This window comes from Rossellomorea aquimaris (assembly GCF_020172085.1).
Lineage (GTDB): Bacteria > Bacillota > Bacilli > Bacillales > Bacillaceae_B > Rossellomorea > Rossellomorea aquimaris_E.
Genome location: NZ_JAIVAT010000014.1, coordinates 1 through 20168 on the forward strand (window position 1 = coordinate 1; position 20168 = coordinate 20168).

Genomic DNA, 20168 nt, shown 5'->3' on the forward strand with positions numbered 1-20168 from the left:
CGTCTGGTGATAATGGCGAAGAGGTCACACCCGTTCCCATGCCGAACACGGAAGTTAAGCTCTTCAGCGCCGATGGTAGTTGGGGGATCTCCCCCTGTGAGAGTAGGACGTCGCCAGGCGAAACATTTCTTTTTTGTACAATCACTTTAAATGTGAGGGTACATATAGTAGTATAAAAGGTAGAAACATTATTATCGTCGCGGGGTGGAGCAGTTCGGTAGCTCGTCGGGCTCATAACCCGAAGGTCGCAGGTTCAAATCCTGTCCCCGCAATACCATTTTTGCTTGTTATCAGTAAGAGGTTAACTTTGATCTTTTATGAGTCACGCAAGGATAGTTATTTTTGCTAGCGCAAAAAACTCTGGTCCGGTAGTTCAGTTGGTTAGAATGCCTGCCTGTCACGCAGGAGGTCGCGGGTTCGAGTCCCGTCCGGACCGCCATTTTGTTTATTCAAACGAAACGTTGTTTCGTTTTTTTTATTGTCTATTTTCATAACCTTTACTCTCATACCCGAAAAAGGGTAAACTACATATATACATTCTCCCTTAGGGTAATAAATGATCCTAAGGTTTTTTTATACTCTAAATGATGATTGAGGAGATTAACATGAATCAGTTTGAGATCGTAACGAACAGCCCGGAGGAAACAGGCCGTTTTGCTGAGGAACTGGCAGCGCACCTGAAGCCCGGTTCTGTATTGACATTGGAAGGTGACCTTGGGGCGGGAAAGACGACGTTTACGAAGGGTCTAGCCAAGGGTCTCGGTGTGACTAAAACCGTGAACAGTCCCACTTTTACCATCATAAAAGAATATAAAGGGCGTTTGCCTCTTTATCATATGGATGTATACAGACTGGACGATTCCTTTGAGGATTTGGGTTTTGATGAATATTTTGAAGGGGAAGGCGTGACCGTCGTTGAGTGGGCTCACTTAATACAGGATCAGCTTCCGAAGGAGTTATTGAGTCTATCGATTTACCGGGAAGGCGATTCAGCGAGAAGAATCGTGTTGAAGCCGTATGGAGATCGATATAGTGAATTGTGTAAGGAGATTGTGTCATGACGATATTAGCAATAGATACCTCCAATTATCCGTTTGGGGTTTCCCTTATTCAAGAGGATAAGGTAATTGGGGAGTACATCACGTATATGAAGAAGAATCATTCTGTAAGAGCTATGCCTGCCATCGAACAGTTGTTAAATGAATGCGGAATTGAGCCGAAGGACTTATCGAAGATAGTCGTGGCAAATGGTCCGGGATCCTATACAGGTGTAAGGATTGGGGTCACGTTAGCCAAGACCTTGGCATGGTCATTGAATATTCCCCTTATCCCGGTATCCAGTCTCGCGACACTTGCTTCGTCTGGACGGTATTTTTCAGGGTTTATCGTTCCCATATTCGATGCTCGAAGAGGGCAGGTGTACACAGGGCTGTATGAGTTTCAGGGAGATCAATTAGTTTGTGTTGAAGAGGACCGTAACATCATGCTTGAAGAATGGGTGACTAAGTTAAAAGAATCAAATAAAGATCTATTATTTGTCGGGAATGATGTTGCCATCCATGAAAACATCATTAAGGAAGTGCTGGGGGAGCAGGCCAAAATCGCTCCATTTGTCAGTCATAATCCGCGCCCGTCCGAGCTTGCTTTTATTGGAATGGGCCTTAAAGAGACAACAGCGCATGAAGTGCTTCCAAACTATATACGGATGGCAGAAGCAGAAGTGAAATGGCTGGAGTCTCAAAAAAAATCTCAATAGATGGTAAAGGATCGTTACAATATGGATATACGATTTATGACGGTTGATGATTTAGATGCTGTAATGGAAATAGAAAATCAATCTTTTAGCATACCTTGGAGCCGGGAGGCCTTCTTGAATGAAATGGAACATAACCATCTATCCACTTATCTTGTTGCCGTGGAGGACAATAAGCTTGCAGGCTATTGTGGGGTGTGGCTTGTTGTGGATGAAGCCCATATCACCAATGTAGCCGTACTCCCTGATTTCCGCGGGAGAGGCCTGGGAGAAAGCCTTATGCGCAAGATCATGGGGATTGCCATAGAATTCGGGGCACGCGTCATGACTCTGGAAGTCAGAGTCTCGAACATGCCTGCCCAGCATTTATATCGTAAGCTCGGGTTTCAGGATGGTGGAATCCGTAAGCGGTACTACTCGGATAACCAAGAGGATGCTTTAGTAATGTGGGTGAATTTATGAGAAAAGATACGTTCGTATTAGGAATTGAAACAAGCTGTGATGAAACAGCTGTAGCGATCATTAAGAATGGAACCGATATTGTGACGAATATCGTATCGTCGCAAATAGAAAGCCATAAGCGATTCGGTGGAGTAGTCCCTGAGATTGCTTCACGTCATCATGTAGAACAAGTAACATTTGTGCTGGAAGAAGCCCTGAATCAAGCAGAGATGACAATGGACGATATTGATTGTGTCGCCGTCACAGAGGGACCAGGTTTGGTAGGGGCCCTCTTGATTGGAGTAAATGCAGCTAAAGCACTGGCATTTGCCCATCATAAACCGTTGGTGGGAGTCCATCACATTGCAGGGCATATCTATGCCAATCGTTTAGTGGAAGAGATGAGATTTCCTCTCCTTTCCCTTGTCGTTTCCGGAGGTCATACGGAGCTTATACTCATGAAAGAGCATGGTTCGTTTGAGGTCATCGGAGAGACGCGGGATGATGCGGCAGGGGAAGCCTACGATAAGGTTGCACGAACCCTCGGTCTTCCGTATCCGGGAGGCCCTCATATCGACCGGTTGGCCCATGAAGGGGAAGCGACTCTTGAACTGCCCCGGGCATGGCTGGAGGAAGGTTCTTATGATTTCAGTTTTAGCGGGCTAAAATCGGCAGTTATCAACACATTACACAATGCGAAGCAAAAAGGAGTGGACATTCCTCCACAAGATTTGGCAGCAAGCTTTCAGGCAAGTGTCATTGATGTATTAGTGACGAAAACGGTGAAAGCTGTGAAGGAATACGGAGTGGAGCAAGTACTATTGGCAGGTGGAGTTGCGGCCAATAAAGGTTTACGGAGTGCCCTTCAAGAAGCATTTGATGGGCTGGAGGCAGAATTGATTATCCCTCCTTTATCCCTTTGTACGGACAATGCAGCCATGATAGCAGCTGCAGGTACGATTTTGTTTGAACAAGGAAAAAGGGGAGGCATGGATATGAATGCTCACCCAGGACTTGATATTGAAACGTTTTAAAATGAAAGCCTGAACGAAGACTTCGTTCAGGCTTTTTTTTAATGCAGGTTTGTTGATATCTTGTGTGTAACATTCTGAATGGACCAAAAGAAGAGAGAAAATTGAAACGAACATACGTTTTATCAACAGGTTGTGGATAAAATGTGAGTAACTGTAGATATGATGTGTATACTTTGTGAAAAACACTTGGAATAAACTTCCTATAAACTTGGTTATTCTGTGGATAAACTAGTGAAAGTTTGTGGATTATGTGGAAAAGTGATGTGAATGACGGTTCATAAGTCTTTTTACTGTGGATAATAATGTGGAATAAGAAAGGATTGGGGTGAAGTAGTTATCCCCAATCCTGTGGATTATTGTTCTTCTTGCAGAAGCTCTTCTAGTTCAGTCCACTCTTCCAATAAAGAATCAAGCTCTTCCTTCTCTTTGGTGAGTGATTCATTGATGTTCTGTACCTTCTCGTGATCTTGAAAGATTTCAGGATCGCAGAGCAGGTCCTCTTTTTCCTGGATGTTCTCTTCTAGTGTTTCCATAAGGCCTTCGATTTCTTCTACTCGGCGCTTTCGTTGACGTTCGAGTTTTTTCGCTTCTTTATCGATCTTATGAGACTGCTTTTGAGTCGTACCTTGAGATAAAGACGTTTCTCCTTGTTCGATACGTTCAAGTGCCGCCAATTCTTCCTGCTGTTGTAACTTTTCTACATAATAATCGTAATCGCCAAGGTATTCGGTTGACCCTTTCTTGGATAATTCTACAACCTTTGTGGCAATCCGGTTGATGAAGTAACGGTCATGGGAAACGAATAGGATCGTTCCTGGATAATCGATCAGGGCATTTTCCAACACTTCTTTGCTGTCTAAATCCAAATGGTTCGTCGGTTCATCGAGAATCAATACGTTTCCTTTTTCCATCATCATCTTGGAAAGCGCTAATCGTGCTTTCTCTCCACCGCTTAATGTGGAAACGGGCTTAAGGACATCTTCGCCTGAGAAAAGGAAGTTACCCAGGACTGTGCGGATTTCTTTCTCCATTTTCATCGGATACTCGTCCCACAGTTCATTTAAGACGGTTTTATTAGAAGACAGTTCGGCTTGTTCCTGATCATAGTAACTGATGGACACATTGGATCCGAATTTAAATGTTCCATTCAGTGGCTGGAGTTTATTCACCAATGTTTTTAAAAGCGTCGATTTCCCGATTCCGTTCGGGCCGACGAGCGCGATGCTGTCCCCTTTTTTGACAGAGAAATCAATATGAGAAGAAATTTTCTCGTCCCTACCATATCCAATGGTAAGATCCTGGACATGCAGGACGTCGTTTCCACTTGGACGTTCGATCTGGAACGCGAAGTTGGCAGATTTCTCATCTCCGAGTGGCTTGTCCATCCTATCCATACGTTCTAACTTTTTTCGACGGCTTTGAGCCATCTTGGTAGTGGAGGCACGAGCGATATTCCGTTGAATGAAGTCTTCGAGCTTGGCGACTTCCTGTTGTTGACGCTCGAACATTTTGAGATCCTTTTCATAGTCTTCTGCTTTCTGTTCAAGGTACCTACTGTAATTGCCCAGATATTTCTTGCTCCTGTTCCGTGAAATCTCATACACCTGGTTGACGACGCTATCTAAGAAATAGCGGTCATGGGATACAATCAGGACGGCCCCTTCATAGCTTTGAAGATAGGTCTCGAGCCATGATAGCGTGGCGATATCCAAATGGTTGGTCGGCTCATCAAGGATGAGGATATCAGGCTTGGTGAGAAGAAGTTTACCGAGAGCGAGACGGGTTTTCTGCCCACCGCTCAATGTGGATATCTTAGTGTCGTAATCAAAATCGGCGAAATTTAATCCGTGAAGGACGGAACGGATATCCGCTTCATACTGATATCCTCCGGAGTCCTTGAAGCGTATTTGGAGTTCATCATACTCTTTCAATACTCTTTGATAGATATCTTCTTGTTCATAAACGGAAGGGTCGGCCATCTGCTGCTCCAACGAGCGTAATGTCTTCTCCTGTTGCTGTAACTCTGCGAAGACGGTGAGCATCTCGGCCCAAATGGACAGATCAGACTCCAAGCCAGTATTCTGCGCAAGGTACCCGATGGAGACACCTTTTGGCTTTGTGATCTCCCCGGCATCATAGGAAAGATGACCTGCAATAATTTTAAGAAGAGTCGATTTGCCCGCTCCATTACGGCCAACGAGGGCAACACGATCTCGGGTCTGTATTTCAAGTTTAATATTTGATAGGATATTATCTGCACCAAAGTTTTTCGTTAATTGATTCACTTGTAGAAGAATCATGACGTTTCACCTCTATTTCATAGTGCTAGTGTACCGTATTTGAGAGGGGAACGGCAATCATTCGACTATTAATCATCATACACTTGGGATAAAATATAGTGTATGATGATAGGAGAGTTTATAAATTCTGTATGCCTGCTTTTTTGGAAGCGGTATCAGAGGGTTTGAATAGATGTGGGGGAATACAATATGAACCAGGATACAACGAAAATTCCACAGGCAACGGCCAAGCGCCTTCCGTTATACTATCGATTTATTAAGAATCTGTACTCATCTGGCAAGCAAAGGGTTTCATCGAAGGAATTAAGTGAAGCGGTGAAGGTCGATTCTGCTACCATCCGCAGAGACTTTTCATATTTTGGAGCATTGGGAAAGAAGGGATACGGCTATAATGTCAATTATCTCCTCTCCTTCTTCCGCAAGACACTGGATCAGGATGCCCTTACGAAGGTAGTGCTGATCGGGGTGGGGAACCTTGGAACGGCATTTCTTCATTATAATTTCATCAAGAATAATAATACAAAGATTGAAATGGCATTTGAAGTCGATGAAAAAAAGGTCGGCACACAAATCAGCGATGTCCCTGTTTTTCATTTGGATGATTTAGAAGAGAAGCTTCTAGGGCATGATATTGAAGTAGCGATCCTGACAGTTCCGGCATCTTCTGCTCAGAACATCACAGATCGGTTGGTTTCTTCCAATATAAAGGGGATCTTGAATTTCACCCCAGCTAGATTGACCGTACCAGACCATATCCGCGTCCACCATATCGATTTAGCGGTTGAACTACAGTCACTCGTATACTTCTTAAAGCATTACTCTGAGGATGACACGGAAATGTCACAAGATGGAATCATAACAGAATAGAAAATCTTTCAAATGTACGTTATGATAGAATGGTAAAAGAGGAGGTGTCTCATTATGCCAGGTCCAGGTAGCCTCGTATTAATTGCAGTCGTTGCATTACTTATTTTCGGTCCTAAGAAATTACCGGAATTAGGAAAGGCAGCAGGAAATACACTGCGTGAATTTAAAAATGCAACAAAAGGCTTAGCAGATGATGAAGACGAAAAAAATAATAGTGCTAAGTAGAGTAGGATGAACGCCATGAGTCAAAGAGACATGACAGTTTATGAACATATAGGAGAATTGCAGAAACGACTCATGTTTGTAGTCGTTTTCTTCTTGTTAGCCGTTGTTGTAAGCTTTTTTCTTGCAGAGCCGCTAATCAGATACTTACAGCATGCCGATGAAGCGAAAGAGTTAACGATGAATGCCTTTCGTATCACAGATCCTCTGAAGATCTATATGGAAATGATCATGTTCATCGCTTTGATCATGACATCTCCCATCATTTTGTTCCAGGTCTGGTCTTTTGTCAGTCCAGGTTTATATGAACGGGAAAGAAAAGTGACACTTAGTTATATTCCCGTGTCCTTATTACTTTTCCTAGGTGGATTGTCATTTTCTTATTTTATTTTGTTTCCATATATCGTGAAATTCATGATGGGTTTATCAACGAATTTAAATATAGAGCAAGTGATTGGGATCAATGAATACTTTCATTTCTTGTTCCAAATCACCATTCCTTTTGGTTTTCTGTTTCAGTTACCTGTAGCCATGTTATTTCTTACACGGTTAGGGATTGTAACCCCGATGATGATGGGGAAAATGAGAAAAGCCGCATACTTTATCTTATTGGTTATCGCAGCGCTTATCACGCCCCCGGATATTGTATCTCATTTAATGGTGACTCTGCCATTATTCATATTATATGAAATCAGTATTTGGATATCCAAAATCGGCTACAAAAAGGTGTTAGAAGCAGAGCAGAAGCTTGAAATGGAACAGTTCGAGAATATAAATAAGGATTGATCAAATGATCAATCCTTATTTTTTGTTCTTTATTTGTTTTTTGATCTTGAAATGCAACATGATCATCCGTAGCCCGGAACCGAAGTCCAGGGTCGCAAGAAAGATGAGCATGTACGTGAAAAATCCCCAACCTTCATCATTCTGTACGTTTTGTACAGCGAAGTATGTGAAGAGCACACCGAGAAGGAGATAGATCACTCCTGAGAATAATGGTGATCTCCTCATAGAAATAATCCTCCAATAAATCCTTGTATTTTTTCAGCTTCGTTCATCATTTTCTCGATTTCGTCCTTATAGATAGATTGCATTAGAACGACCGTTGTATTCATGGCAACGTGGGCAAATATTGGCACCAGGATCCGCTTCGTTTTTACATAAAGGAAGGCGAAGGTGAAGCCCATCGCGGAATAAAGGATCACATGCTCCGGCTCGAAATGGGCTAGAGCGAAAATGACCGAGCTGATAAGGGCGGCAAAGAAGAAATGCATCTTCTCGTAAAGCACGCCAAAAATGATCTTCCTGAATACGATCTCTTCCAAAATTGGGCCGATTATGGCCGCAACTATCATAGATAATGGAACCTTTTCAATAATACCGATAATCATCTGGGTGTTTTCAGAACCCATCTGGATCCCCAGGGCATACTCGACTCGGATTGCAATCGTTTGGGCAAAGAAGGCCATGAAGATCCCGAGCACCGCCCATATGATGGAACGGCCAGTTCCTATGGGAGCGCTGCGTTCAAGCCGAGTACTAGTCTCACTTTTCCTAAGAATGCTCCAGACAACGAGAAGAGTCAGCGTAAAGCTGATGACGAGCCAATAACCTGGAACCACACTTTTGACTACATTTTCCGGTTTCCCTAGGATATCGACACCAATTTTATATAAAAGGGGTACCCCGACAATGCTTGAAAGCTGCATGACGATATAGGCAATTAAAATAAATCCGAAATGTTTTTTCAACGTTTGATCTCCTTTAGCTCCTGTAAGATAACGACCAGCTTTACTCCTGTACAATTCTACTAAGAAAAGCGGAACTGTTCAAATCTAAGGGTTTTATTCATCCTGGAATATATGGGGAAAGAGGAGCATAGGATAGGAGGGTGTGAAAAAAAGAGAAATATGACGAAAAAAATTTTAAGCAGGACTCTTGCAAAATGAAAACGAATTAATTAATATAATAGTTGTGTTAGCACTCGCAGAGCTCGAGTGCTAATAAATATCATTTACATATTTCAAGGAGGTTGTTTCACTTGTTAAAACCACTAGGTGATCGCGTCGTTATCGAGCTAGTTGAGTCAGAAGAAAAAACAGCAAGCGGTATTGTGCTACCGGATTCCGCAAAGGAAAAGCCACAAGAAGGTAAAGTGATGGCTGTAGGTACTGGTCGCATTCTTGACAACGGTGAGCGCGTTGCTCTTGAGGTAGCTGTCGGCGATCGGATCATTTTCTCTAAATACGCTGGTACAGAAGTGAAATACCAAGGCACAGAATACCTGATCCTTCGTGATAGCGATATTCTGGCTGTAGTTGGCGAATAATTAAATTTCCGTATAGTAAACCATACATTATTTAAATAAGAGGAGGACTTTATCAATGGCTAAAGATATTAAATTCAGCGAAGAAGCACGCCGTTCCATGCTTCGCGGTGTCGATCAATTAGCAAATGCAGTAAAAGTAACTCTTGGACCAAAAGGACGTAACGTGGTACTTGAGAAGAAATTCGGTTCACCACTTATCACTAATGACGGTGTAACCATTGCGAAAGAAATCGAACTTGAAGATGCATTCGAAAACATGGGTGCCAAACTGGTTGCTGAAGTAGCAAGCAAAACAAACGAAATTGCCGGTGACGGTACAACGACTGCAACGGTCCTTGCTCAAGCGATGATCCGCGAAGGTCTTAAAAACGTTACAGCTGGTGCTAACCCTGTTGGCGTTCGCAAAGGTATCGAAAAAGCGGTTCAAGCTGCTATCGAAGAATTAAAAGTGATCTCTAAGCCAATCGAAGGCAAAGATTCAATCGCTCAAGTTGCGGCAATCTCAGCAGCTGACGAAGAAGTCGGTCAACTGATCGCAGAAGCAATGGAGCGCGTTGGTAACGACGGCGTTATCACAATCGAAGAATCTAAAGGTTTCACTACTGAACTTGACGTAGTAGAAGGAATGCAGTTCGACCGTGGATATGCATCTCCATACATGGTTACTGATTCTGATAAAATGGAAGCTGTTCTTGAGAATCCATATATCTTAATCACTGACAAGAAAATCGGCAACATCCAAGAAGTACTTCCTGTTCTTGAGCAAGTTGTACAACAAGGTAAGCCATTACTAATGGTAGCAGAAGATGTTGAAGGTGAAGCCCTAGCAACGCTTGTTGTGAACAAACTTCGCGGAACATTCAATGCTGTAGCGGTTAAAGCCCCTGGCTTCGGTGACCGTCGTAAAGCAATGCTTGAAGACTTGGCGGTTCTTACTGGTGGAGAAGTGATCACAGAAGATCTAGGCTTAGACCTTAAATCTGCAAACATCACTCAACTTGGACGCGCTGCGAAAGTAGTCGTAACGAAAGAAAACACGACTGTCGTAGAAGGTTCTGGAGATCCAGAAAAAATCGCAGCTCGCGTAAACCAAATTCGTGCTCAATTAGAAGAATCTACTTCTGAGTTCGACAAAGAAAAATTACAAGAACGCCTTGCTAAGCTTGCAGGTGGAGTAGCAGTAGTGAAAGTTGGAGCTGCAACTGAAACTGAGCTTAAAGAGCGTAAACTTCGTATCGAAGACGCACTAAACTCTACTCGCGCAGCGGTAGAAGAAGGTATCGTATCCGGTGGTGGTACGGCACTAGTGAACGTATACAACAAAGTAGCATCCATCGAAGCGGATTCTGATGTAGCAACTGGTATCAACATCGTGCTACGTGCTCTTGAAGAGCCGATCCGTCAAATCGCTCACAACGCTGGATTAGAAGGTTCTATCATCGTAGAACGTCTGAAGAAGGAAGAAGTAGGTGTCGGATTCAACGCAGCTACTGGTGAGTGGGTAAACATGATCGAAAAAGGTATCGTAGATCCAACCAAAGTAACTCGTTCTGCACTGCAAAACGCAGCGTCTGTTGCAGCAATGTTCCTAACTACTGAAGCAGTAGTAGCGGACATTCCTGAAGAAGGCGGCGGCATGCCGGATATGTCTGGTATGGGTGGCATGGGTGGAATGGGCGGCATGATGTAATACATCATCCCCCATCCTTTGATTAGAGTGAAATGCTCACATTGAGGTGAATAAAGAGAGGCTTCTCAGGAGTTCAGTGAACTTTTGGGGGGCTTCTTTTTTTATATCATTTTAGGAATTGAAAATAAAAGTGCGGTTTTTGAAAATAAATTCTTATTTTTGAAAAGAAGTGGATGGTTTTTGATAATAAAAGGTTCATTTTTGAAAATAAAACTCACCAACGGTATTGTGGAGTCCTTTAAGGTGACCTGAAATCAGTGTTTTCTTCAAAAACTCAATACAGGATGAGAGAAAATACTCCTTTCAGTCTACTTTTATGGATAGGCTACACTTTTTTTTAATAAACACTTCTTTCCCACATATCTAAGCTGCTATTCGTGGTCATTCCTCTTGGAGTAACCACCTTTTTTTCACCCCCAAGAGAGTCCAAACGTTTACAAAATCACCACATAGGTAAAAAGTATGATAAATACACATCCAAACCGAATCAATTTTCGTATACTCCATGGAACGTCTACTTACCGACTAAACAAAAGCAGGTGATAACATGAACTACGCCACGATGAAACTCAGGACACTGGTAGAACGGGTCATTGAAGGAGACGAAATGGCAAAGGAGGAATTTGAAAGACGATGGGAAATTCCATGGGAACAAGTTGGGACAGTGCCGATATTGGTTGAGAAGGACCCAAGGGACTGAAATGGTTCCATCCATCCCTCCCTCTTATGATAAAGTATGGATAGAACAGTTCAGAAAGAGGGTTACCGATGACAGTCAAACAATACTATCAAGATGCCTATATGAAAACTTTTCAAACATCCATCCAGGAGCAACAGCAGGATAAGTCAGGCTGGTACGTCGTATTAGAAGAGACGGCTTTCTATCCAACAGGCGGTGGCCAACCTTATGATACGGGAACATTAAAGGGTAAGAGGATTATCGATGTGGAAGAAGTGAACGGAGAGATCCGTCATTACATAGAGGAACCGATTGCAGATATTTCAGGCGTTATTGAGGGACAGATCGATTGGGAACGCCGATTCGATCATATGCAGCAGCACGCCGGTCAGCATATCTTGTCAGCCGCATTTGCAGAAGCGCTTCAATATGAGACGATCAGCTTTCATCTAGGGAAAGAGTTCCTCACCATCGACTTAAATGTAAGTGACATTAGCCATTCAGATGCTCAGAAAGCGGAGGAACTGGCCAACCGGATTATACAGGAATCAAGAACGATTGAGACGAAGTGGGTGACGGAAGCGGAATTGACCCAGTACCCATTACGTAAGCAGCCTTCCGTTACAGATGAGATTCGTCTCGTCATCATTCCGGACTTTGACTACAACGGGTGCGGTGGAACCCATCCGCGTTCCACAAGTGAAGTCGGAGCCATCAAGATCCTGGATTGGGAAAAGCACAAAGGTCATATCCGCTTGCAGTTTATCTGTGGTAACCGTGTCCTCTACCAATTACACCGTAAGCACGGACTCCTGAAAGAGCTCACAAGTGTCCTGCAGGCACCAGAAGAAAATATGGTATCGACTTCCGAGCAACTGATCGCCAAACAAAAAGAGCAGGAGAAAGCATTGGAAGGATTGAAAGAGGTACTATTGACGTATGAAGCAGAAGGCTTACTTGGAGTCCAAAAAGATGACTATACGCTTATCCAGAAATCTTATACCGACAGACCAATCCAGGAACTTCAGAAGATTGCCCAGCACATCATCTCTAAGAGAGAAGAGGCAATTGTGTTGCTGGTCGTACAAAATGATCAAAAGCTTCAGCTCGTAGCGGCGAAGGGGTCATTACCAAATGTTAACTTACGAGAGGTCGCACAAAAAGTATTCCCACTCATCAACGGGAAAGGCGGAGGCAAAGAGTCGTTTGTTCAAGGCGGCGGAGAGGCCATTATGCGTAAGGAAGAACTACTTGAAGCTCTGATAAAACAAATATAGAGAATAAAAAAGAGCCACCCAGAATGTGTATGGGTGGCTCTTCTATGTTCATGGACAAATGAATATATATATTTCCACAATCTAATCACAACTTTAAGCAATGTGCATAAAATAAAGCATGTCCATCTGTTACTTTATTACTATTTTTAGATGACATGAATAATGGAAACTGAATAAAAAAAGTAATTTGAATTCATGAAATTTACTAAGGGGGCTGTACAAATGACAGTCAATGATCCAAACAATAATGGAAAGATCATGATCAATGATACGGAAATTGTTGTGTATGATGATACTGAAATTCAATTGGAGATTGAGGAACATCAATCCAGATTGACTCAACTTGAAAAAGAGAAGCATGTCCATGCAAATAAGGCTACTTTGGATAAAATTGAACAAACTGGTTCTGAGACTTTGATTGACTTAAGTAAAATTTCTACCCATGAAGAAGCTATAAATGAATTAACTCCCCTAAGTCATTCCCACCCTAATAAACCCACTCTTGATCGATTAGGGATCTCCTCATCAAACAAACTTACCATTGACGGTGAAGAACAAGTTAATACCGAATATACCCATCCTGAATCACATCCCGCAAGTATGATAACTGAAGATGAAAGTCATCGATTTGTGACGGATGATGAGAAGGCATATTGGAATTCGAAAGCGGATACCTCTCCTAGTTATCATCTATCTGATTTAGTGGATGTTGAAATGGATCCTATCCAATTATCAGAGGGTGATGTACTGGTTTATTCCAATGGTAAGTGGAAAGCAGATAAACAAAATGCTGGGGGAGGTTCTTGTAGATTAGAAGACTATTCGGTTGACGAACCTATTCGCTACGTCATGCCACTAGACGTAATTGAGCTTCAGGCTATTGATGTTAAAAAGACTTCTATAACACTTAGTTGGAAAGCAAACCTTAGAACAAACGGTTCTTTAAATTATCTAGTATTTGTAGGCGAAACTCTTGTAGGTACAACAACAGAAACGTCATTCGAGATAACACAACTGACGAGTTCAACTGAATATTTGCTCAAAGTCGTTACTAGAAATGAAAGCAATCTTGAATCAAATGGTAGAACAATCGTTTCTAAGACTCAAGGTGATGTCGTTTTATCTCTTAGAGGAGGAAGTGATTATGTAGAAACACCTCAAATCACCTTTGACGCAATGGAAATTCAATGTTCTCTTAATCCCAAAGTCAATTCCTGGAGCAACTATTTAATAGAGGGAGCGACATCCGGGATTCAAATATATACACAACACAATGGTGCCAGCTATCGCCGCTCAGGGTGTGATTTATATGTAAATGGAAGATTGGAAACGAGTACAAGTTATGCAATGATTCCTTCAGGACAATTCGTAACAGTTCGAATCGAAGGGATAAATGAGAGTGAAATTGCTGATCGTTTTAACTTATTCGCGAGTAAGAATAACACTACAACTATGCAGGGATTGTTATATAGGGTTAAACTTTATGCCAGAAACGGGCGTGGAGATTTAATCCTTACATCTGATTTTGATTTTACCAATGCATCCACAAATAATTATGTCACAGATATACTAAACAATTCACCTGCTCTATTCATACATGGAAGTTCTTTTATTGAGAATTAAATAGGGGTGATAATGTTGGATGGTAGAATAAAAAAATTGATAGATGAAGAAGGAACACTCGCTTTTCCTATAACAATAGCGGATTCTGTATTTATTAATAAAGATCAGAATCTTGCGGAGAAATTATACTCGGAAAGATATGGGCACGGGTCGTATGTAATCGATTTAGAGCATTGGGGGATTCAAAAAGGGTTGCCGCAGAAACCGTATTCCGAGGAAGATTATCATAAAGCATATAACAACATTAAAGGCATTAACCGGGCTTTGAAATATGCATATAGTAAAGGAAATAAACTAGTTATATTACCGAGGGGTGAATATTCCATTTGTTACCCTTTGTCGATTGACTTAGTAGATCATATTACGTTTAATCTGAATGGCTCAACCTTAAAGGTTATGTATGATTCCGACAATAAATCCCCATATGATGATCGTACTTCTGGAGCGATACATTTGTTTGCCGGGGTATCTTTTAGGTTTCACCAAGTAAAGAATGCCCATTTAACCAATGGTAAAATTATAGGCGATATGTATGAGCGAAGTTTTAATGATCCGAGTGAGAAATATGTAGAACACACGTATGGAGTGTCTTTTACTTATGGAGCTTCTTATTGTTCTTTGAGTCACTGCGATATAAGTGGGTATGCCGGGGACAATGTCAATTTCACTTCAGTTGGATGGGTACGAGGAAGTATACCAGGCACTCCGGTACTTGGGGACATTGATGGAAGTGGAGTAGTGATTCCATCAAATAATAGTATCATTACGGATTTTGTACCAATCCCGGTTGGTGACTATAGTGTGGTATCACTTTCGGGGCAAGGTTATTCAAGGCAAACCAGCTTAAATAATAAAGAATTTAATGTAGCTTTTTATACAGAGGATAATACATTTATTGGCAGAACGACCAATATGCGTGTGCTATTTCCTATCTCTATCCCTAAAATAGCAAAGAAAATCAAATTCATCTTTAGAAATGAATCCGATTCTGGCAGAAATCTTAATATTTTCACAAATTTTGGGGGAATGCCAGCGCATAATGTCGTGGAATTTAATGAAATTTATGATGGTCACCGTGGCGGAATCACAATGGGAGGAACGTATTGTATTATAAAAAATAATCGCATTCGTGATAATGGTAAATTCAATACGAATTTTTTAGATGGTGCTCCTCAATTTCCTGACTCTACAAAGTATGCGATTAACCAGGAAGATTCATATGGTGATAACAGTATTATAAGAGATAATTTGATCACTGGGGGATTTCATGGGATATTGACCAGAGGATACTCGGTGTTTATTGAAAACAATGTAATTACGAATATGGGTGGCTCTGGAATCGTTGTATACGACCAAGAATATGCCTCTATTAGAGGAAATTATATGCGACGAGCAGGTTTATATTTGTTCGGGGCAGGTGGTCAAAAAAATCCATTTGTAAGTATCTCAAACAATTATATTGAAGGTAGTTTCAATGTAGAAAACCCTAGTTACAATACAATTGTTTCCAATAATTTCTTCAAAAATGGTATAGGCTCTTTGGGGAGTGCGGTATATAAAAATAATATAGTGAAATTGGTAGTGGGAGGTGCGATTGTAAAGGCAGCAAATAGGATCAGTGATTGTATCTTTTATTCAGACCCTACTGATCAATTCCAACCAGAAGTGCATTTTTCTAACGACTTTGTAAACTGTCAATTTAAGAACTTATTGGTAACCCTTAACACTGGAGTTCCAAGCAATATATCAATCCGCGATTGTGAGTTCAACGATTGTAGGTTTAGGACGTACCAGTATTTTCACACTGTGAGATTTGAAGACTGTCGTTTTGTGGATTCACTCGTACAATCCACATGCGTCAACAGTGAGAAAAGAAAAAATGATATGACCTTTAATCATTGTCATTTTGAATCGACTAAAAGCCCATATTTCTTTCAAGCAATGTCAAACATTACAGAGGGTATAAAAGTAGGCTTTTTTGAGTGCAAATTTGTGATAAATAATAGTAGTATTGAATCCTTATTCGATAATAACTATATTACAGATTCAATCATCGCATCGGTAATTGGGAATATTATTGAATATAAAGGAGAAACACAAATGACCATCCCTTATTTTAAAAGCGACAAAGAGGTATGGGAAGCCCATATTGCTAACAATAAAACATATAATATAATTCTGACTCTGCCAAATTTAGTGAAGTACAAATTATTTAACCCTTCTACACATTCGCTCAACTCTCCTTCTTCTGGTCTATATTCAAGAGGGGAAATTATTTATAATGCCATGCCAGTGGCTGGAGGGAATTTAGGCTGGATCTGTATTCAATCAGGTCAGGTAAACACGAATGCTTGGAGTCCAAATACTTCATATTCTATCAACGATGTCATCCATGCAAGTGGTTTTGTCTATAAATGTATCGTTGCTGGAAATTCGGGTCAATCACCTCCTACTCACTCGAGTGGAAGTGCATTTGATGGTACAGTTCAATGGGAATATGTGAAGCCTTTAGCGGTATTTAAAGAGTTTGGAGTAATACAAGACTAGAGAACTGACTTTTTGTCAGTTCTTTTTTTAATTCTTATCATTCGATATCCCACCCAATATTGGTTAAAATAGATAAGACACATCATGTTCAACAATTGGCTATAGCTTAAAGGAGAGAAATACATGACGAACTATGCAGATGATAGTTTAGCGTTGCATACAGATTTGTATCAGATCAATATGACGAAGGCTTACTGGGACGATAATTTCCATAATCGAAAGGCTGTTTTTGAAGTGTTCTTTCGAAAGCTGCCTTTTGGCAATGGATATGCGGTATTTGCCGGGCTTGAACGGATCATTGAATATGTGAAAAAGTTTCATTTTTCGGAGAGTGATATCGAATACCTAAGGGAGCTGGGATATGAGGAGGCGTTCCTGGAATATTTGGCGGAGCTTCGTTTCACTGGGACGATCCGTTCCATGCAAGAAGGGGAGGTTGCGTTCGGGAATGTTCCTCTTGTCCGTGTGGAGGCGCCACTTGCGCAGGCTCAGTTACTGGAGACAGCGATCTTGAATATTGTGAACTACCAGACGTTGATTGCGACGAAGGCGAACCGGATCAAGCAGGTGGTGCAGGATGAGGTTGTGATGGAGTTCGGGACAAGGCGTGCCCATGAGCTGGATGCAGCGATTTGGGGAACGCGGGCTGCGTATATCGGCGGCTTTGATGCGACGAGTAATGTCCGGGCCGGGAAGTTATTCGGCATGCCGGTTTCAGGGACACATGCCCATGCCATGGTTCAGGCTTATCGGGATGAGTATCAGGCATTTCACAAGTATGCAGAGAGCCATAAGGATTGTGTGTTCCTCGTGGATACGTATGACACGTTGAAGTCTGGTGTACCAACGGCGATACAGGTTGCGAAGGAGCTTGGCGATAAGATCAATTTTAAAGGAATCCGCCTTGATAGCGGGGACATGGCGTATCAGTCAAAAAAGGCGCGGAAGATGCTGGATGAGGCTGGTTTTACGGATACGAAAATCATCGCTTCCAACGATCTGGACGAGTATACGATTTTGAACTTGAAGGCTCAAGGGGCACAGATTGATGTATGGGGTGTCGGGACGAAGCTGATCACGGCGTACGATCAGCCTGCTTTAGGTGCCGTGTATAAGCTCGCATCCATTGAAAATGAGTCAGGTGAAATGGAAGATACGATCAAAATTTCGAGTAACGCTGAAAAGGTCTCTACCCCTGGAATGAAAAGGGTGTACCGCATCGTCAACACGATTAATCATAAATCAGAGGGCGAATATATTGCCCTGGACCATGAACACCCGGAAAGCCAGGAACGGTTGAAAATGTTCCATCCTGTTCATACGTATATCAGTAAGTTCGTCACGAATTTTGAAGCGAGAGAGCTTCATGTAGATGTATTCAAGGACGGGGAGCTTGTGTATGATACGCCTCCATTGGAGGAAATGAGAAGTTTTGTGAACGAGAACCTTGAATTGTTATGGGACGAGTATAAGCGTTCCATGAATCCGGAAGAGTACCCTGTAGATTTGAGCGAAGAATGCTGGAACAATAAGATGGATCTCATTCATCGTGTAAAAGCCGAAGTGAAAGAAAAACATAGCGAAAATTGGTAAGTTTGCCTGTGATTGGGTAAGATAAAAAGATATAATATGATGTAATAAAACCTAACATGGAGTGTGAAAACATGGATTCTCTTCAAAAACAAATCGTAGAAGAAATGATGGTCTCCCCGGAAATCAATCCGCAGGAAGAAATCCGTCGAAGTGTCGACTTTATGAAGGCTTACTTGAAGAAGCATTCATTCCTGAAAAGTCTGGTCCTTGGTATTTCAGGAGGTCAGGATTCTACTTTATTAGGGAAACTGGCACAAATGGCCATTGATGAAATGAATCAGGAATCAGGATCATCAGATTATGCTTTTTATGCCGTCAGGCTTCCTTACGGGGAGCAGGGGGATGCCCAGGATGCCATTGATGCGGTGGAATTTATTAATCCAACCGTTCCAATGACAGTCAATGTCCAAGCTGCAGTCGATGCCAGCGTGGAAACGTTGAAGAAAAATGGTATCGAGCTTTCCGACTTCGTGAAAGGAAATGAAAAGGCACGTGAACGGATGAAGGTGCAATTCGCCATTGCTGCTATGAAGGACGGTGTGGTGCTCGGGACCGATCACTCTGCTGAAGCGGTGACCGGCTTCTACACGAAATTCGGCGATGGAGCGGCGGATCTCGTCCCTCTATTCCGTTTGAACAAGAGGCAGGGAAAGATGCTCTTAATGGAACTCGGCTGTCCGGAACATTTATACAACAAAAAACCGACAGCGGATCTTGAAGAAAATCGTCCGCAACTGCCGGATGAAGAAGCCCTTGGGGTCACGTACGATCAGCTGGACGATTACCTGGAAGGGAAAGAAGTACCTGCTGAAGCGAAAAAAGTCATTGAAGGCCACTACCTGAAAACACAGCATAAACGTCATCTGCCGGTTACGGTGTTTGATGATTTTTGGAAATAATCACAAAAGGTTGATCTGCTTTGATGTGGGTCAACCTTTTATTTTTTGTCAGCAGTATTTACAGTGAGGAGAGTATGAAATGATTGAAATGCAAGGTGGGGAAGACTTACGCTACACGAATCAGTTACCGGATTATGCTCTAAGATTTCATAGGGGATTAATCACTGTTTTGGGAATCATATCATTAGGTCTGCTCTGGTTAGTCTTATATTTTTTATTCTTTGATTTTTTCCCAGTCATGGCAGGATTTATTTTCTTTGTATTTGCCATAATGGCATTTATAACGAGGTTTAGTTATTACAATTTGAAACAATATACGAATCTGAACATCATAAAGCATCTTAATCATGAAGGGTATTATTTTTATTTCAAAAATAAAAAAACAAAAGAAGAAATAGAGGAGATGATTACTTATAATCAAATGGATCAAGTAATCATCGGTCATACATTAAGGTATATACCGAATACCAGTAATGCCATAAGAAGCCCGCGTATTATCGGGGCGAGGATTATAATTGTTTGGGATAATGAGGGAGAAAAGGATTTTAGGATATTTGATATAGAAGTGCAAAATCAATTGGATGGTTGGATTGATAGAATAAGATTTCATGGCATTCCGATATATATGACTGAAAAAGATGTAGGGAGTGTCCCCGGGGATGAGTATGTAAATAAGTTTTTGGGAGAAGGAAGAGATTTGGAAGAATTGACAACTCCATTTAGGGTTGGTGGAAGAACAACGGAGAAGTTGGAAAAATATTAATCTGTGTATTCCTTATATAGAGCCTCCTGTATTTAAAGGAGGCTTATTTTTATTTCGACAAAAAATGCAGCTCTCCACCCTCATAAGCACCCTATCTCCTACCAATTCCCTAAAATTTCTATATGAATTTACCAATTTATAGAGGATTTTC

19 protein-coding genes, 2 tRNA genes and 1 rRNA gene are annotated in these 20168 nt (G+C 41.7%); 19 read left to right on the forward strand and 3 right to left on the reverse strand.

What is annotated here, in order from left to right; translation table 11 throughout:
- Nucleotides 1-2: 2 nt before the first annotated feature.
- From rrf to tsaD, 7 genes are all read left to right on the forward strand, one after another.
- Nucleotides 3-119: ribosomal RNA gene (gene rrf, locus LCL96_RS22970) — 5S ribosomal RNA — on the forward strand.
- 79 nt (nt 120-198) lie between these two features.
- Nucleotides 199-272: transfer RNA gene (locus LCL96_RS22975), tRNA-Met, on the forward strand.
- Between the two features lie 90 nt (nt 273-362).
- Nucleotides 363-439 (forward strand) — tRNA-Asp (locus LCL96_RS22980).
- Nucleotides 440-605: 166 nt separating this feature from the next.
- The gene (gene tsaE, locus LCL96_RS22985; protein ID WP_224945602.1) at nt 606-1061 is read left to right on the forward strand and encodes a tRNA (adenosine(37)-N6)-threonylcarbamoyltransferase complex ATPase subunit type 1 TsaE; all 456 of its coding nucleotides are present in this window, start codon (nt 606-608) and stop codon (nt 1059-1061) included.
- Nucleotides 1058-1756, forward strand: a complete 699-nt coding sequence (gene tsaB, locus LCL96_RS22990) for a tRNA (adenosine(37)-N6)-threonylcarbamoyltransferase complex dimerization subunit type 1 TsaB (RefSeq protein ID WP_224945603.1) — start codon at nt 1058-1060, stop codon at nt 1754-1756. Before tsaE ends, tsaB begins: the two co-directional genes overlap by 4 nt.
- A 21-nt stretch (nt 1757-1777) precedes the next feature.
- Nucleotides 1778-2215: a ribosomal protein S18-alanine N-acetyltransferase gene (gene rimI / locus LCL96_RS22995; protein WP_224945604.1), complete on the forward strand. Its 438-nt coding sequence runs from the start codon at nt 1778-1780 to the stop codon at nt 2213-2215.
- Nucleotides 2212-3228 carry a tRNA (adenosine(37)-N6)-threonylcarbamoyltransferase complex transferase subunit TsaD gene (tsaD, locus tag LCL96_RS23000; protein WP_224945605.1) on the forward strand — a complete coding sequence of 339 codons (1017 nt, stop codon included), beginning with the start codon at nt 2212-2214 and terminating at the stop codon, nt 3226-3228. The genes rimI and tsaD overlap by 4 nt, the downstream gene beginning before the upstream one ends.
- Nucleotides 3229-3581: 353 nt before the next feature.
- Here the strand turns inward: tsaD and LCL96_RS23005 are convergent, their stop codons facing one another.
- The gene (locus LCL96_RS23005) at nt 3582-5528 is read right to left on the reverse strand and encodes an ABC-F family ATP-binding cassette domain-containing protein (RefSeq protein ID WP_224945606.1); all 1947 of its coding nucleotides are present in this window, start codon (nt 5526-5528) and stop codon (nt 3582-3584) included.
- A 189-nt stretch (nt 5529-5717) separates the two neighbouring features.
- Between LCL96_RS23005 and LCL96_RS23010 the strand changes: the two genes are divergently transcribed.
- From LCL96_RS23010 to tatC, 3 genes are read left to right on the forward strand one after another with little or no spacing between them, the layout of a single operon-like run.
- Nucleotides 5718-6395 carry a redox-sensing transcriptional repressor Rex gene (locus LCL96_RS23010; protein WP_224945607.1) on the forward strand — a complete coding sequence of 226 codons (678 nt, stop codon included), beginning with the start codon at nt 5718-5720 and terminating at the stop codon, nt 6393-6395.
- Between the two features lie 54 nt (nt 6396-6449).
- The gene (locus LCL96_RS23015) at nt 6450-6620 is read left to right on the forward strand and encodes a twin-arginine translocase TatA/TatE family subunit (RefSeq protein ID WP_034766054.1); all 171 of its coding nucleotides are present in this window, start codon (nt 6450-6452) and stop codon (nt 6618-6620) included.
- 15 nt (nt 6621-6635) lie between these two features.
- Entirely contained in the window at nt 6636-7403 is a 768-nt protein-coding gene (gene tatC, locus LCL96_RS23020) for a twin-arginine translocase subunit TatC (protein WP_224945608.1), read from the forward strand.
- A gap of 15 nt (nt 7404-7418) precedes the next feature.
- On the opposite strand, the gene LCL96_RS23025 is transcribed toward tatC, so the two are convergent.
- Both LCL96_RS23025 and LCL96_RS23030 read right to left on the reverse strand, forming a co-directional pair.
- A complete protein-coding gene (locus LCL96_RS23025) occupies nt 7419-7628 on the reverse strand; it encodes a YdiK family protein (RefSeq protein ID WP_219165768.1) in 210 nt (69 codons plus the stop codon).
- Nucleotides 7625-8368 carry a CPBP family intramembrane glutamic endopeptidase gene (locus LCL96_RS23030; protein ID WP_224945610.1) on the reverse strand — a complete coding sequence of 248 codons (744 nt, stop codon included), beginning with the start codon at nt 8366-8368 and terminating at the stop codon, nt 7625-7627. Before LCL96_RS23030 ends, LCL96_RS23025 begins: the two co-directional genes overlap by 4 nt.
- Before the next feature lie 290 nt (nt 8369-8658).
- On the opposite strand from LCL96_RS23030, the gene groES reads away from it, so the two are divergent.
- The 9 genes from groES to LCL96_RS23075 all read left to right on the forward strand — a co-directional run bounded on the left by groES (nt 8659) and on the right by LCL96_RS23075 (nt 20017).
- Nucleotides 8659-8946 (forward strand): co-chaperone GroES, encoded by a 288-nt coding sequence (gene groES, locus LCL96_RS23035; protein WP_034766060.1) that lies wholly within the window; start codon nt 8659-8661, stop codon nt 8944-8946.
- 55 nt (nt 8947-9001) lie between these two features.
- The gene (gene groL / locus LCL96_RS23040) at nt 9002-10636 is read left to right on the forward strand and encodes a chaperonin GroEL (protein ID WP_173104461.1); all 1635 of its coding nucleotides are present in this window, start codon (nt 9002-9004) and stop codon (nt 10634-10636) included.
- A 547-nt stretch (nt 10637-11183) separates the two neighbouring features.
- Nucleotides 11184-11336 (forward strand): hypothetical protein, encoded by a 153-nt coding sequence (locus LCL96_RS23045; protein WP_224945612.1) that lies wholly within the window; start codon nt 11184-11186, stop codon nt 11334-11336.
- Between the two features lie 68 nt (nt 11337-11404).
- Nucleotides 11405-12592 (forward strand): alanyl-tRNA editing protein, encoded by a 1188-nt coding sequence (locus LCL96_RS23050; protein WP_224945613.1) that lies wholly within the window; start codon nt 11405-11407, stop codon nt 12590-12592.
- Between the two features lie 222 nt (nt 12593-12814).
- Nucleotides 12815-14215 carry a fibronectin type III domain-containing protein gene (locus tag LCL96_RS23055; RefSeq protein WP_224945615.1) on the forward strand — a complete coding sequence of 467 codons (1401 nt, stop codon included), beginning with the start codon at nt 12815-12817 and terminating at the stop codon, nt 14213-14215.
- A 12-nt stretch (nt 14216-14227) separates the two neighbouring features.
- A complete protein-coding gene (locus LCL96_RS23060) occupies nt 14228-16762 on the forward strand; it encodes a right-handed parallel beta-helix repeat-containing protein (RefSeq protein ID WP_224945617.1) in 2535 nt (844 codons plus the stop codon).
- Nucleotides 16763-16885: 123 nt separating this feature from the next.
- Entirely contained in the window at nt 16886-18355 is a 1470-nt protein-coding gene (locus tag LCL96_RS23065; protein ID WP_224945619.1) for a nicotinate phosphoribosyltransferase, read from the forward strand.
- A gap of 71 nt (nt 18356-18426) precedes the next feature.
- Nucleotides 18427-19254 carry an ammonia-dependent NAD(+) synthetase gene (gene nadE, locus LCL96_RS23070; protein WP_224945620.1) on the forward strand — a complete coding sequence of 276 codons (828 nt, stop codon included), beginning with the start codon at nt 18427-18429 and terminating at the stop codon, nt 19252-19254.
- Between the two features lie 79 nt (nt 19255-19333).
- Entirely contained in the window at nt 19334-20017 is a 684-nt protein-coding gene (locus LCL96_RS23075) for a hypothetical protein (RefSeq protein WP_224945621.1), read from the forward strand.
- The last annotated feature ends 151 nt before the right edge of the window (nt 20018-20168 follow it).